We start from the raw sequence: 14824 nt of genomic DNA on the forward strand, positions 1-14824 counted from the left end.
ATTTCTATTTTCCCTAATTATTCTATTATATTTGCGTTTTCGTTCTTTTACCGCAGGCATCGCTCTTTGATGCCATTTTCTCAGATTAGCTGTGCGATCGCTTAATTAGAAAAACTCATTGCTAGTAAAGCAATCTCTAAGTCTTGTGAGCTTTATTCGCTCTGACAAATAAATCTTTTTGTTTTGCCCATAGACGCAAAGAAGACTGCAAAACAACTACTTTTAGTCGAATAATAATGTAGAAAAAGTTTGCAAAAAGTTGCATTGCAGGATTGGTTAAAAGTAAAAACGCAATTCCAAAGTTTCACTTAGCTGGTTCTGGTGGTAAACCAAGCTTGCCACGAAAATCCTTATTGTATATCGCCATATCCCAATTGCTAGCAGATTTAACTTGCTCAGGAGTAAAGTTTTTGGCGTAACTGAGGTTGGCACTGCTGAGGTCGGCACTGCTGAGGTCGGCACTGCTGAGGTCGGCACTGCTGAGGTTGGCATTGCTGAGGAAGGCATAAATGAGTTTGACACCGCTGAGGTCGGCACTGTTGAGGTCGGCACTGTTGAGGTTGGTGAAGCTGAGGTTAGCACCGCTGAGGTTGGCATACCTAAAGTTGGCACTGCTGAGGTTGGCATTGCCGAGTAAGGCACCACTGAGGTCGGCACCGCTGAGGTCGGCACTGCTAAGGTTGGCATAGCTGAGGATGAGACCGCTGAGATCGGCACTGTTGAAGTGGGCACCGCTGAGGTTGGCATACCTAAAGTTGGCATACATAAGGTTGGCCGGGCTAGGGTTGGGGATGAGACCGCTGACGGTGCCAGTGCTGAACATAGCATCGCTGAGGTTGGCGTAGCTGAGGTCGGCATGGCTGAAGTTGACATTGAGGAGGTTGAGACCGCTGAGGTCGGCATAGCTGAGGTCGGCATAGCTGAGGTTGGCAGTTACGATGATGGCATTGCTGAGGTCGGCACCGATGAGGATGGCACCCCTGAGGTTGGCATTGCCGAGGAAGGCACCGCTGAGGTCGGCATTGCTGAAATCTTTATTAGTTAGATCCTCACCAGCTTGGACTAGTTTTTCAAGTGCTTGAATTCTTGCCTGGCTATACTCCTTTCCTCTAGCAGCATCAACAGTTTGCCAAAGTAGATTTATCTTAATCTGTTTTATAACTCCTGGAGTCACATATATAAGGAAAATTAATGGAAGAATTAAGGAAAAACCAATAAACTGCAAGCTATTATTCCGCTTTTGTCTGCTACTTGCTTGAATAAACTCTTCAGCCTGGTTGGATAATCTTAAACTTTCAGCTTGTTCTTTTTGAAAAACCTTTGCATCTGTCAAACGTTTCCCCTGAAACAGGTAATCTTTCACCTTCCCTCTATCCCGCCATTCAATAGCTGCCGCTTCAATTTTCCGCTTTTGTCGCAGTATGTCCCGACTTTCTTCAATCCATTTGCGTAATAGCAACCAGTGGCGAATCAGTGCTTCATGCGCCACATCTACCACAGCAATTTGATTAGATAAGGTACTGGTGACAACTAGCTTCTCATCAGCTAACCGTTGAATTATTCTATTAATCACAAATTCTGGATGCTGTGAAGTAACTAAATCTCGTTGCAAAACTTGTCTGCGGGTATCTTCTGTTCCTTCTCCCAACTGCGTCAATTCTAAAAAAATCCGCTTTGTTGCTTGCTGTTCTTCTGGTGATAATGACTCATAAACTTCTGTAGCACGTGTTTGCAGGGTTCCCCTAACCCCACCTAGTTTGCTATATGTAGTCAGAGTTAATCGTTCTTCAGTTCTTTGCTGCCATAGTTCTGTCAGCGTGTACTGCAACAACGGTAAACTCCCCGGTGAATTTTCTACATCTGCAATCATTTGAGAAACTAATTCCGGTTCTACTACTAAGTTCACCTGTTGGGCAGGTTTGATAATTGCTGTTTCTAATTCCTCCCGAATCATCGGTGTTACTGTTACTAAATGCTCTTGAATTTTCTTAGCTAGTCCGCCATAATCTTGTTCCAAACATTTGCCCAAAAAATCAGCCCGCATTGTGATTATTAGGCAGAGTTTATTATCATCACGTTGCAAAGCACCTAGCACACATTCAAAAAACTGCTGTCGTTTTGTAATGTCTTGACATTGAGTAAAAGCTTCCTCAAACTGGTCTATTACTAGCACTATGCGCTGAGTTTGTGCAGCAGTAATCAACTGTCCTAAACCGACTGCACCTTTGGCAATTAATTCTTCTGCTTTTGCTAATTGTGATGCGCGTTCAATATCTGATAATTCTGATTCTACAAATGCCAGTGCTAAATTTTGTAAGGGATTAATCCCTGGTCGAAATATTTTCAACTGCCAAGTATCGCTACCTGATAACCTGCGTCCTAATTTTAATTGATAAAGTAAACCTGCTCTGACAACACTAGATTTACCACTTCCTGATGCTCCCAACACAGCTAGGAAATTACCCGATCGCACTTTTTCTAATAATTCGTCTGTTAACGCTGTTCTGCCATAAAATAAGTTGGCATCGGCTTCTGTGCAATCAAAATAAGACAACCCTTTGTAAGGACAAATAGCTGATATCTTTACTGTGGAGTTAACAACAGAGAAATTCCATTTGCGGGTGAAATTAATTGCTTCACCAGAGTTAGCAAAAATGGGACGCTGGGGGAAGGGGTGATGTTCTTGATTGAGCAAGTCTACTAAGGTGTAGTTACTTACCCAACGGTCTTGTTTTGGTTCCAAACCTTTTAGCAGTGCGGCGGTGAGAACGCTGTGTTGGCTATTAATCTCTTCAAAAGCGACTTCAAAATCACGAGAAGCCGCAATAAAACATCTGTCTCTGCCTTTACCGCGATCGCCTGGATCTGCCTCTGCAAAATTTAGCACTTCTCCGCTATAGCAGCAATCCAAAATCACAATTTGTTGTCTGACTTCACTTTCTTGCAACAGTCGTCGCAGCCATTGTAGAGATAGTCCCCAGTTACCCGCATCGGGGTTGACTTCACTCGTCGCTAAAAAGCCTTCCTGAATCCCTAGATTTTTCCGTAATCCATGACCAGAAAAATACAGCAGTGCTGTGTCTGGCGGCTTCCCATCTGGCTTAAACAATTGGACGATCGCTCTTTCTAACTGAGTTAAACTAACTTTAGTTTGCTTACCAATGCGAATCGTCTGGTTTTCCTTGTCTTTGACTGCTGGTAGCCGCGTTACTTGAAATTCCCCATATTGTTGTAAGATTTGAGCGATCGCTTCACCATCGGCAGCAGGCGCATTAAGACTCTTTAAGCGGTCATACGTATTAATTCCCACCACCAAAGCGTCTCGACTCATCCTGCAAAGCCCTATGATAGTTGTGCCGAATTATTTCCAGCTTCTACAAGAAATTTACCGCATTTTCCGTAAAATTTTGTAGATAAGCACTACTGGACTACCCTAGACGCAATTCTTTTAGGCGAGATTTATCCCATGACTCAACTCACACCCATTCATTTAGAAGATGGCACGATTATTTACATTGAAGCCACAAATAACATAGATGCTCCACCAGTCATTACCGAAGTTTCTCCAGAGGGAGAAGAAGAAGCACTAATTGATAAGGGATGGGATGCTGATGCTGCACAAAAGCAAATAGTCCAAAATTTCCAAGCAATTGAAGGTACAATTCGGGCTTACACTGTTTATTCACTGAATGCTTTTAAGAAAATCCCTGTTGCTAATATTGATAAAGTTACTCTTGAATTTGGCATCAAAGTTGGCGGTGAAGCAGGTATACCTTACATAACTAAAGGCACGGCTGAAAGTAATCTGAAGGTAACGGTAGAGTGTTCATTTCCTGACCAACCGGAAAAACAAACTCAGCAATCATGAGTCAAAGTATTGGCGCTGCTAAAATTTCGATTATTATTCCGGCTATTAATGAAGCGGGGAATATTCAAAAAGCCATTGCTACTACTCAAGCCAGTACAAATATAGAAGTGATTATAGTCGATGGTGGCTCTAGTGATGATACTGTAACGATCGCTCAGTCTTTAAATGTCAAAGTTATTTCATCATCTCCCGGTCGTGCTGTACAAATGAACGCGGGTGCTTTAGCGGCTAGCGGTGAGATTCTGCTGTTTCTCCATGCGGATACCCGTTTGCCAATGGGGTTTGATGAGATGATTCGCACAGCGCTACAACAACCTGGGATTGTAGCTGGTGCTTTTAAGTTGCGGATTGATGCGTCACTTTTCAGTTTACGATGGGTGGAGTGGGGAGTAAATGTGCGATCGCATTTTTATCAAATGCCCTATGGCGACCAAGCAATTTTTTTAACCAAGGAAGTATTTCAAAAAATAGGCAGTTTTCCCGAATTGCCCATCATGGAAGACTTTGAACTCATGCGTCGTCTAAAACGCATCGGACGCGTTGTAATTATTCCCACACCAGTTGTCACCTCAGCCCGTAGATGGTTGCAAAAGGGAGTATTCAAAACTACGCTACTTAATCAGATAGTAATTATTGCTTATTTACTCGGCGTTTCACCTGAGCGAATTTGTAGCTGGTATCGCCGAGAAAAATTTAAGAGGCTTTAAGCTGTTTATCATCTAAGTAGTATATCTTAGGGGCATTGGATTTGAGGTGTAAATTTTAAATTTGAGCTTCAGAAGGTCAACATTGAGCTTCAGAAGGTCAACATTGAGCCTCAGAAGGTCAACGTCGAGCCTCAGAAGGTCAACATTGAGCCTCAAAAGGTCAACATTGAGCCTCAGAAGGTCAACATTGAGCCTCAGAAGGTCAACGTCGAGCCTCAGAAGGTCAAAGTCGAGCTTCAGAAGGTCAACATTGAGCCTCAAAAGGTCAACGTCGAGCCTCTGAGGGTGAAACTTATAAAAATGAACAAGCGTTTATTAAATTCCAAACTCAAACTGCTACTCCTAAGTTGCCTCATTGTCACTCTAATAATTGCCGCTAAACAGTTCAACTTTCAGGGACTTTTACAGACTTTAATCCTTTGGGTTCACAGCCTTGGTGCTTTTGGGCCTATCGCCTACATACTTATTTACAACTTAGCAACATTACTATTTATACCGGGTTCCCTCTTAACCCTCAAAGGTGGTTGTCTGTTTGGTGTATTTTGGGGATCTATATATGTGCTAATTGCTGCAACACTCGGAGCAACCTTGGCTTTTCTAGTTGGACGCTACCTGTCGCGAGATTGGGTTTCTCGACAAATGGACAAACATCCTAAATTTAAAGCGATTGATTTAGCAGTTGCTAAAGAAGGATGGAAAATTGTTTTGCTAACTCGTCTTTCACCTATATTTCCCTTCAATTTATTAAATTATGCTTTTGGGATAACACAGGTTTCTCTCAAAGACTATATATTAGGTTCCTTCGGCATTATTCCCGGTACCGTGATGTACGTTTATATTGGTTCTTTAGCTGGTAATCTTGCCACGATTAACACCTCTCATCAACCAATTACTCCAGAAACTCAAGTCTGGCAATGGGTAATGCGAGTAGTTGGGTTGATTGCTACCGTTGCTGTAACTGTATATATCACAAAAGTTGCTCAGAAAGCATTAGCTCAAAGTGTGGCAGTAGAAGAAATCACAACCCATGAAAAAACTAACAATCATTCAGATATTTAAAAGTATCAATGCCAGAAACTTCCAGAAGTTTTTTAGCCTCAGTATATTAATATTACTAATATTGGCAAGTAGTTTCTCATTAAACACAGACCCAGCTTTAGCACAAGAATCGATAAATTTAAATTCTTTCAATCCCCAAGCAATTTTACGCGAAGCCTTGCAGTGGATTGAAAGCCTGGGCGCAGTAGGAGGCATAGCTTTTATTGTCCTTTATATTATCGCTACTGTTGCTTTTTTCCCAGGTTCTATTCTCACCTTGGGAGCTGGTGTAATTTTTGGTGCAGTTTGGGGTTCTCTTTACGTGTTTATCGGTGCAACCCTTGGTGCTACTGCTGCTTTTCTCGTCGGACGTTATTTAGCAAGGAGTTGGGTTGCTGGTAAAATCGCAGATAACAAAAAATTTGCCGCCATTGACCAAGCGGTAGGTAGAGAAGGATTAAAAATTGTCCTGTTAACGCGACTGTCCCCAATATTTCCTTTCAATTTGTTGAACTATGCCTTTGGCATCACGGGAGTTTCACTTCAAGATTATTTCATCGGCTCTCTAGGGATGATTCCTGGAACCATTATGTATGTTTATATTGGTTCCCTTGCAGGTAATCTTGCCATGATTGGCACTGAGGCTCAACCTACCAACCCGAATTTACAATGGGCAATTCGCATCTTGGGTTTGATTGCTACAGTCGCCGTTACACTTTATGTAACCCGGATTGCGCGGAAAGCTTTAGAAGAAGAATTGTAGGGTAGCACCACTGTACAAATCTATGTCATATCATGTTCGCTTGATTGCTTATTAAACCCAAAGAACCCCACCCCGCCAAAGCTACGCTTTTTCTCCCCTCCCCGCAAGCGGGGAGGGGTTGGGGGTGGGGTTCTTGTAGCTCACTCAATCGAGAACCGCTATAAACAACCATAAAAAATAAAAGACTGAGCCGCCTAAATTAATCGGGATTGTTAATTTTAAAAGAGGTTTTACCAATGACCAATTCAGATTTAGAAATAGTCACAGTTCGCCCAATAGACGAGTATAACCAAAAGTTGGTGTCTTACGTCCATCCGCCAAATTGGGTTAATCCTCAACCCGCCGATATTTACGATTTGGTAGTAATTGGTGCTGGAACGGCGGGATTAGTCGTGGCGGCGGGTGCTGCGGGTCTGGATTTGGGTTTAAAGGTGGCGTTAATTGAAAAGCATCTCATGGGTGGAGATTGCTTAAATGTTGGTTGCGTACCATCTAAAACTATTATTCGCTCTGCCCGCGTCGTTGGCGAAATCTGGGATGCTAAAGACTTGGGAGTTAATATTTCCCAACATAATATTGATGTTGATTTTCCCAAAGTTATGGCCAGGATGCGGAAGATAAGAGCTGATATTAGCCCTAACGACTCGGCGGAACGGTTTCAAAAGTTGGGTGTCGATGTCTTTTTGGGTAGCGGTCGATTTGCGAGTAAAAATACCGTGGAAGTTGGCGATAAAACCCTCAAGTTTAAAAAAGCTGTAATTGCAACTGGCGCAAGACCAGCACAACTGTCGATTCCAGGAATTGAACAGGCGGGTTATCTAACCAATGAGACAGTTTTTTCCTTAATTCAACGACCGGAACGTTTGGCGGTAATTGGTGGCGGGCCCATTGGTTGCGAATTAGCGCAAGCTTTCCGGCGTTTGGGTTGTGAGGTAGTGCTTTTCCATAGCGGTTCTCATCTCCTAAATAAAGAAGACCCTGAAGCCGCTAAAATTCTCCAAAAGGTTTTGATTAACGAAGGAATTCGCGTAGTACTCGATTCCAAGCTGGAAGAAGTGGTAACTGTGACTGAGGGGAAACGGCTTTACTTTTCCTCTAACGGTCATCGAGATTCGGTGACAGTCGATGAAATCTTAGTCGGCGCGGGGCGATCGCCAAATGTGGAAAATCTAAATTTAGAAGCTGTAGGTGTAGAATATGACAAGCACCAAGGTGTGAAGGTAAATGATTACCTGCAAACGACCAATCCCAAAATTTATGCAGCTGGCGATATCTGCATGAACTGGAAGTTTACCCATGCTGCTGATGCAGCAGCGCGGATTGTAATTAAAAATACCCTGTTTTCTCCCTTTGGCTTGGGACGCTCGAAACTCAGTAGTTTGGTGATGCCTTGGGTAACTTATACTGACCCAGAAGTTGCCCACGTCGGGTTGTACGAACACGAGGCGGAGAAATTGGGTATTGAGGTGACAACGATTGAGATTCCTTTTAGTAGTGTAGACCGAGCGATCGCCGATGGTGAAGAGTTAGGATTTCTCAAAATCCACCATAAAAAGGGGTCTGATGAAATTATCGGTGCAACTATTGTCGCCAGTCACGCGGGTGAGATGATTTCGGAAGTGACTACGGCAATGGTGAATAAGATTGGTTTGAGCAAGTTAAGCAGTGTTATTCATCCTTATCCCACTCAAGCTGAAGCGATTAAAAAAGCGGCTGATGCTTATCGTCGAACACTTTTGACATCAAATACCAAAAAATTGTTAGGATTTCTGACAAAGTTATCTTAAGCAAAATCAGTGAACAGTTATTCGACTGTTCACTGATAATTGATACAACAATTTTCAAGTCATCTCTACACAGGTCGGAAGCGCTTAACTTTGCCATTAACAAAGTCTACGTAGTACAGATTACCATCCTTTCCAGTGCTAATTTGTGTAGGCACTCCTAAATCAGGTGTGTCATCTTGGGAGGCAAACCGCTTAACTGAGGCAACTTTGCCCTGACTATCAAAGGTCAAAGCATCGATAGTTGCTTGGCTGAAATCAGCAATGAATAAAGATCCTTGATAAGCTGAGGGGAAAGTACTACTTGCGTAGTCACCCACAAGGATCGAATTGGAACCATTATGCTTGTAAGTGTAAATGGGTGCTGTAACAGTTTGGCCACTATTATAGAAGTCTTTTGCTGCATCTAGTCCAGAATAGCTTGATTGTTTCAGGCTGACGATATTGCCATTCGCATCAAGTCCACCTTCATAGAACGGCCAGCCAAAGTTGGCTCCTGGTTTTCCGATATTAACCTCTTCGTAAGCAACTAGGCCAACATCACCAATTATAGGGGTATTGGTCTTTTTATCAATTGTGAAACGGAAGGGGTTACGCAAACCTAAGTCATAAACTTTAGAAATATTGCTATCGGCGTCACCGTTGTAGAAAGGATTACTTGATAAGCCTTTACCAGTAATCGCATCAATCCTCAGAATTTTGCCGGATAGATTATTCTTATCCTGGACGCGAATCGCTCGAGGGTCTATTCCATTGTAGGAAGTACCATCTCCTAAGCTAACAAACAGAGAACCATCAGTACCAAAGTGTACAGAACCAACTGAGTGAGATTCACTATCATTAGCTATAAAATTCTGAACATTTTGGACTTTATCGAGATTATTGAGATAATCTTGCAAGCTGGTAAACGGCTTACCAGTATCTTTGTTGAGAATTCCTGATGGTGCATAGCCAAGTGAGACATTTGTGCTATTTCCATCTGGCTTGTTGATATTCGCCCAAGTGCCATTTGTGCCTAATAGAACAACTTCGCTGCCAGCAATAGCAGTAGTGTAATTGGTGTTGGGATCAGCTGTAAAGCGACTTAGCCTTGCAGTCCGATTCCCAATTTGGTCAGGATTGTCCAATGTGCTATTGGGATTGTTCTTAGGGTTGTTTGGATTGGTTTCTGGTGGATCGTAGGTATACAACAGATAAACATAGTTGTTGCCGTTTGGAGTTTTGCCAAAATCTGGATGTATGGCAATGCCCAACAGACCGCGATCGCGCACATCATTTACCTGTCCAGAAATGTTGATAAATGGTGTTGATAATAAAGTGCCGTTTTTCACGACTCGCACTGTCCCATCTTTCTGGGCAACGAACAGGCTATTACCATCAGGTGTCCATTCAAAAGCTGTGGGTTCATCCAAACCAGAAGCTACTGTATCTAAAGCAAAGTTACCAGAGTCATTATCAATAATACTGATAGTTGCCAGTTGATTAGTTAGCTGCACCCCAACTGCATTACTAAACTTCAAAGTAAATGCTTCATTTGGCTCCCCAACGTTGTCATTAATAATGGGGATAACAATGCTTTTGCTAGCTTGTCCGGCTGTAAAAGACAAAGTTCCAGATACACCCTGGTAGTCAGATCCCGCTTTAGCAGTCCCATCCTGGGTTATGTAGTCTAGACTAGCAGCCCCCGAAGTGTTACCGCGTGTAACTGTTACCGTAGCAGTACCATCACCCTCATTAACTACTGGCTGACTAAAGTCGAGGTTAGAGCGATCGTTATCTTGAATTGTAATTCCAACAGTTCTTTGAAGTCCTAATGTTGCCCCCAATGCCTGATCGATCACAAAACTAAAGGTTTCATCTGCTTCTGCTAAGGAATCGTCATTGATCGGAATGGATACCTGTTTGCTGCTTTCTCCCGCCGCAAAAATAACAGTTCCAGCACTTTCTACGCCTTCACTTCCGTAGTCAACTCCTGCTGTAGCAGTACCATGTATGGTTGCATACTTAATTGACGAAGTACTACTTAAATCACCTGTTCTAAGTATAGTTACGTTAACATTACCACTACCTTCGTTCACAGTCGTGGCAGATGATCCTAAAGTGATAGTGGTTGGAATATCTGGTGAATACAGTTGAGACTGAGGAATAATTTCCTTAGTTTGAGAGGAACTTGACCAAGAGAGTTTGGAAACGGCAGAGTAATTATTGTCGTAGTACTCAAGTTTAATATCATACTTCTGACCTGCAACCAGTGCGATCGAGCCACTGTATTCTGTGGCCGACTGATCGACAAACTGATTGATGATTTGTTGACCATTAACCCACAGTCGGACACCATCATCACTAGTGGTGTAGAAATTGTAAGTCTCGCTATACTTGGCTTGTACCTGACCTGTCCAACGCACTGAGAAGGTATCTGCACCAATGGACGGATCTGGAGAACCACCACCCCAATCAAAGTTAACCGTCGCATCTGTGCGGGTTTGCTTCAGGTTGGTAAAGTCTTTGTTGTCGTAGTACTCTCCTTTGAGTCCATTGCCGTTACCTATAGTAGTGGTGGTATTGCTACTATAAAGTTGAGACTGAGGAATGATTTCTTTGGTCTGAGAAGAACTTGACCAAGCCAGTTGAGAAACCGCAGAGTAATTATTGTCGTAGTACTCAAGTTTAATATCGTACTTTTGACCTGCAACCAGTGCAATTGAGCCACTGTATTCTGTGGCCGACTGATTGACAAACTGATTGATGATTTGTTGACCATTAACCCACAGTCGTACACCATCATCACTAGTGGTGTAGAAATTGTAAGTCTCACTGTACTCGGCTTGTACCTGACCTGTCCAACGCGCTGAGAAGGTATCTTTATCGATAGACGGATCTGGAGAACCACCGCCCCAATTAAAGTTCACCGTCGCATCTGTACGAGTTTTTTTCAGGTTGGTAAAGTCGATGTTGTCGTAGTACTCTCCTTTGAGTCCATTGCCGTTACCTATAACAGGTGTTGTGTTGACATTACTATAAAGTTGAGACTGAGGAATAATTTCCTTGGTCTGAGAAGCGCTTGACCAAGAGAGTTTGGAAACGGCAGAGTAAGCATTTTCGTAGTACTCAAGTTTAATATCGTACTTTTGACCTGCAACCAGAGCAATTGAGCCACTGGATTCTGTGGCCGACTGATTGACAAACTGATTGATAATTTGTTGACCATTAACCCACAGTCGTACACCATCATCAGCAGTGGTGTAGAAATTGTAAGTCTCGCTGTACTTGGCTTCTACCTGCCCTGTCCAACGCGCTGAGAAGGTATCTTTATCGATAGACGGATCTGGAGAACCACCGCCCCAATCAAAGTTAACCGTCGCATCTGTGCGAGTTTTTTTCAGGTTGGTAAAGTCGATATTGTCGTAGTACTCTCCTTTAAGTCCATTTCCCTGAGAGAGGGCACTAGCGCTAGCAAGAGTGGCAAGATTGCTTTGTGGCTTATCTAGATCATTTGGAGCAGGAGTTATTAGAGTTGTTGACAACTGTTGATTATCAGCCATTGAAATATATTCCTCACAATAGTTTTAAACTAATGCCATAATCAATGCTTTAGCATTAGTTTTATGTTTAATCTTTCAACAAAAAATGCGTAATTATCTAGCACAAAAATATTGATAAGCGAATAATTATTTGTCTATCAATATATTCATTATTACTGATACTATTTCACTCCAATTGTTTCCTATTAATTATGTCTACTCCTTTGCCAATCTCAATCCCAGTGCTGCCTATTTCTATCAGCAGTAAAATAAATTAGCATAATGACATAATCCACATTTCTATATCTTCTCTGGAAGTAAATAAAATGTGTATTACGTAAAATACTATAAATTACTTTAAGGGCGGATTAATGTTTATGTATCTTTGTTTAATGTCTACAAATTTATAAATTTTTGATGCATATAAATTCAGTTTGGTGAATTTAATCAAAAATTATAAATCACTATTTTTTACAGCTTCTAATCTCACTGATGTGCAGGTGCATAAAGTTGAGATGAAGCAACGCCTAATTGAGGCAAATAAATCTTTAAGTAATCGATTGTATAATTTTACATTTACTACTTAAATATAGCGGTGGGGTTAATCAATTACACATTTGACAATAGATCGGGGTGTTATGTCTATCTTTTCTGTGTAACTTTGTTTAAACATTCACATTGATATATCCATTTTTAAAGGAATATCAAAGTTTTGATGAGCTTTAAATAAAAATTGCCAACATACTGGATGATCTCATGTTTTTTATCCGCATAGTTCTTAAGTAGATGAAAATTGGATAAAGAAAATTTTAATATTTAAAGATTTGAAAAAGTTTAATTTATCTATGCTTTAATCTTGACTGTCAATTTATATTTTTGTTACAAAAGCTAACAGAAATTATAGTATTAACCTTACAGTCAGTAGAGTGAAAAGTTTTGAAAAAGCCTTACTAGTCATGGATTTAAGGTAAAAAAGACAATCTGCTGGAATTTACCGATCGCTCAGACTTTTCGAGTAACCCTGTTGTCGGTGGACTAGCGATCGCATTGGTACGCTACACCAAGCAAAGGCTCTGCGATCGCCCAACGCAAATACTTATCAGTACAGGAAACCCTTATTATTCCATTCAGTTACAAAACTTTTTAATTTACTCCAAGTCGGAAAAATGACAAGTTTGATGTTGCACATTCCCACTTTCTCCTAGACTAAGGGCAGCAACCTTGTTCAAACTGGCTGAGGAAAGTAGACTTTGACTGAGACAAACAATTTAAACTCTACCATCCAGAATGTCTCACGCAGGGAATTGCGAGATTTAGTGCGGACTCAGCTGCAAATACTCCTAGAAGCGGGAGACTTGCAGGGAGCAAAAGCTATTCTCGTACCTGTGCAGCCTGCGGATATTGCCGAGGCGATTGAGGGTTTGCCAGAAGCGATGCACGCTTTGGCTTTTCGCTTGCTTTCTAAGGATGAGGCGATCGAGGTTTATGAATATCTCGACTACAGTGTTCAAGAGCGGTTAATCGAGGAACTTAAAAGTCAGGAAGTCTGCGATATTGTCGATCAAATGTCGCCGGATGACCGAGCTAGGTTATTTGATGAATTGCCGGCAAAAGTCGTCAATCGCCTGCTAGAACAACTGAGTCCAACAGAACGCCAAGCTACAGCCCAACTCTTGGGTTATGAAGCTGATACGGCTGGGCGAATCATGACGCTAGAGTTAATCTCGCTGAAAGAAAACTTTACTGTATCTGAAGCACTAGAGCGAATTCGCAACTTAGCTAATGCCAGTGAGATGATTTATTATCTTTATGTCATGGATGCGGAAAGGCGCTTAACGGGGATTGTATCGTTACGGGAGTTGGTGACTTCTCAGCCTGAGCAAATTATTGGCGAAATTATGACCCGTGATGTGGTGTATGTCCACACTGATACAGACCAAGAAGAAGTTGCCAGATTAATCCAAAGATATGACTTTTTGGCTGTGCCTGTGGTAGATCGAGAACAGCGTCTAGTAGGTATTGTCACCGTGGATGATGTGATTGATATTCTGCAACAGGAAACCACCGAGGATATTTATGCCTTGGGTGGTGGCGTGCAGTCAGGTGGCGACAATTATTTTCAGATGAATTTACTAGAAATTGCTCGAAAGCGGGTTGTATGGTTGTTGGTTTTACTTGTAACCAATACCGTCACAGGAACAATTATTAAGTCGCAAGAAGATATTTTGACAAAAGTGGTGACACTGACGGCGTTTATCCCCTTGTTGACTGGTACTGGTGGTAACGTGGGGGCCCAGTCTTCTACAGTGGTGATTCGCGGGATGAACACCGATGAAATCAGATCGCTTGGCGTAGTGCAGGTAATTGGCCGGGAAGCGATCGCAGGAGCATTATTAGGAGGAATGTTAGGTACGATCGCTACTGTCTGGGCTTATTTTCTGCAAGGACGATTAGAAGTAGCGATCGCTGTCGGCACTAGTCTGGTAGCTATTTCTCTTTTAGCTTCGATCTCCGGTTCAGCGCTGCCGTTTTTATTTCGCTATCTCCGTTTAGATCCAGCATTAATGTCAGCACCATTCATCACCACAGCAGTTGATGTCGTGGGCGTTTTGATTTACTTCAATTTAGCGCGGGTAATTTTAAAGTTATGAAAAGAGTCATTGGTCATTAGTTATTGGTAAGGGACAAAAGACAAATGACTAACTTAACTATTACAATTCTGATTCCGTATCTGGAGCAACAATTTCGCCAGTACCCAATTGCAGTATCATATCCTGGTCAGTAATCAATCCGCTAAGTTCCTTCACTTGTAAATTCATGTCTTCACAAGCTTGTCTAAGTTCTCTGGCAAATTTGTTGAGGTCTTGACCATAGCCACATTGATAAGCAGCAGTTTCAATCCCTTGCTGGGCATTTGCTCTAGCACAATCTACTAGTTCTCTGCCATTCAATGGTGTAGGAGATGCCATAGACGTAGTTATTAGTTATTAAATGTTTGCTGCTAGATAGACTATCAATATTCCCACATTTACTCATCCCTCCAATGGAAGACCATCAGGGTATAATTAGAAGTAATTATTTTTTTTCTCATTAGTCATTAGTCCTTTATTCAAAGTGAATAACCAATGACCAATGACTAATGA

Annotated in this window: 10 protein-coding genes; 6 read left to right on the forward strand and 4 right to left on the reverse strand. The window is 41.9% G+C overall.

What is annotated here, in order from left to right:
* Window positions 1-304 precede the first annotated feature (304 nt).
* On the reverse strand, window positions 305-3331 hold the full coding sequence (locus tag RMX98_RS03540; protein WP_409881049.1) for a pentapeptide repeat-containing protein: 3027 nt from the start codon (window positions 3329-3331) through the stop codon (window positions 305-307).
* Window positions 3332-3466: 135 nt separating this feature from the next.
* Here RMX98_RS03540 and RMX98_RS03545 point away from each other — a divergent pair, with 135 nt between their 5' ends.
* On the forward strand, window positions 3467-3868 hold the full coding sequence (locus RMX98_RS03545) for a CU044_2847 family protein (protein ID WP_322681877.1): 402 nt from the start codon (window positions 3467-3469) through the stop codon (window positions 3866-3868).
* On the forward strand, window positions 3865-4575 hold the full coding sequence (locus RMX98_RS03550) for a TIGR04283 family arsenosugar biosynthesis glycosyltransferase (protein ID WP_322681876.1): 711 nt from the start codon (window positions 3865-3867) through the stop codon (window positions 4573-4575). Before RMX98_RS03545 ends, RMX98_RS03550 begins: the two co-directional genes overlap by 4 nt.
* A gap of 12 nt (window positions 4576-4587) precedes the next feature.
* Here RMX98_RS03550 and RMX98_RS03555 read toward each other — a convergent pair whose 3' ends face one another.
* Window positions 4588-4836 carry a hypothetical protein gene (locus RMX98_RS03555; RefSeq protein WP_322681875.1) on the reverse strand — a complete coding sequence of 83 codons (249 nt, stop codon included), beginning with the start codon at window positions 4834-4836 and terminating at the stop codon, window positions 4588-4590.
* Window positions 4837-4875: 39 nt separating this feature from the next.
* On the opposite strand from RMX98_RS03555, the gene RMX98_RS03560 reads away from it, so the two are divergent.
* From RMX98_RS03560 to RMX98_RS03570, 3 genes are all read left to right on the forward strand, one after another.
* Window positions 4876-5634: a TVP38/TMEM64 family protein gene (locus RMX98_RS03560; protein WP_322681874.1), complete on the forward strand. Its 759-nt coding sequence runs from the start codon at window positions 4876-4878 to the stop codon at window positions 5632-5634.
* The gene (locus RMX98_RS03565; RefSeq protein WP_322681873.1) at window positions 5603-6376 is read left to right on the forward strand and encodes a TVP38/TMEM64 family protein; all 774 of its coding nucleotides are present in this window, start codon (window positions 5603-5605) and stop codon (window positions 6374-6376) included. Before RMX98_RS03560 ends, RMX98_RS03565 begins: the two co-directional genes overlap by 32 nt.
* 236 nt (window positions 6377-6612) lie before the next feature.
* On the forward strand, window positions 6613-8163 hold the full coding sequence (locus tag RMX98_RS03570; protein WP_322681872.1) for a mercuric reductase: 1551 nt from the start codon (window positions 6613-6615) through the stop codon (window positions 8161-8163).
* A gap of 65 nt (window positions 8164-8228) precedes the next feature.
* On the opposite strand, the gene RMX98_RS03575 is transcribed toward RMX98_RS03570, so the two are convergent.
* Complete coding sequence (locus RMX98_RS03575; protein ID WP_322681871.1) at window positions 8229-11702, reverse strand: PA14 domain-containing protein; 3474 nt, start codon at window positions 11700-11702, stop codon at window positions 8229-8231.
* A 1229-nt stretch (window positions 11703-12931) separates the two neighbouring features.
* On the opposite strand from RMX98_RS03575, the gene mgtE reads away from it, so the two are divergent.
* A complete protein-coding gene (mgtE, locus tag RMX98_RS03580) occupies window positions 12932-14332 on the forward strand; it encodes a magnesium transporter (RefSeq protein WP_322681870.1) in 1401 nt (466 codons plus the stop codon).
* Window positions 14333-14392: 60 nt separating this feature from the next.
* Here mgtE and RMX98_RS03585 read toward each other — a convergent pair whose 3' ends face one another.
* Window positions 14393-14650: a hypothetical protein gene (locus RMX98_RS03585; protein ID WP_094352695.1), complete on the reverse strand. Its 258-nt coding sequence runs from the start codon at window positions 14648-14650 to the stop codon at window positions 14393-14395.
* Between the last annotated feature and the right edge of the window lie 174 nt (window positions 14651-14824).

The organism is Nostoc sp. DedQUE02, from assembly GCF_034531035.1.
GTDB lineage: Bacteria > Cyanobacteriota > Cyanobacteriia > Cyanobacteriales > Nostocaceae > Nostoc.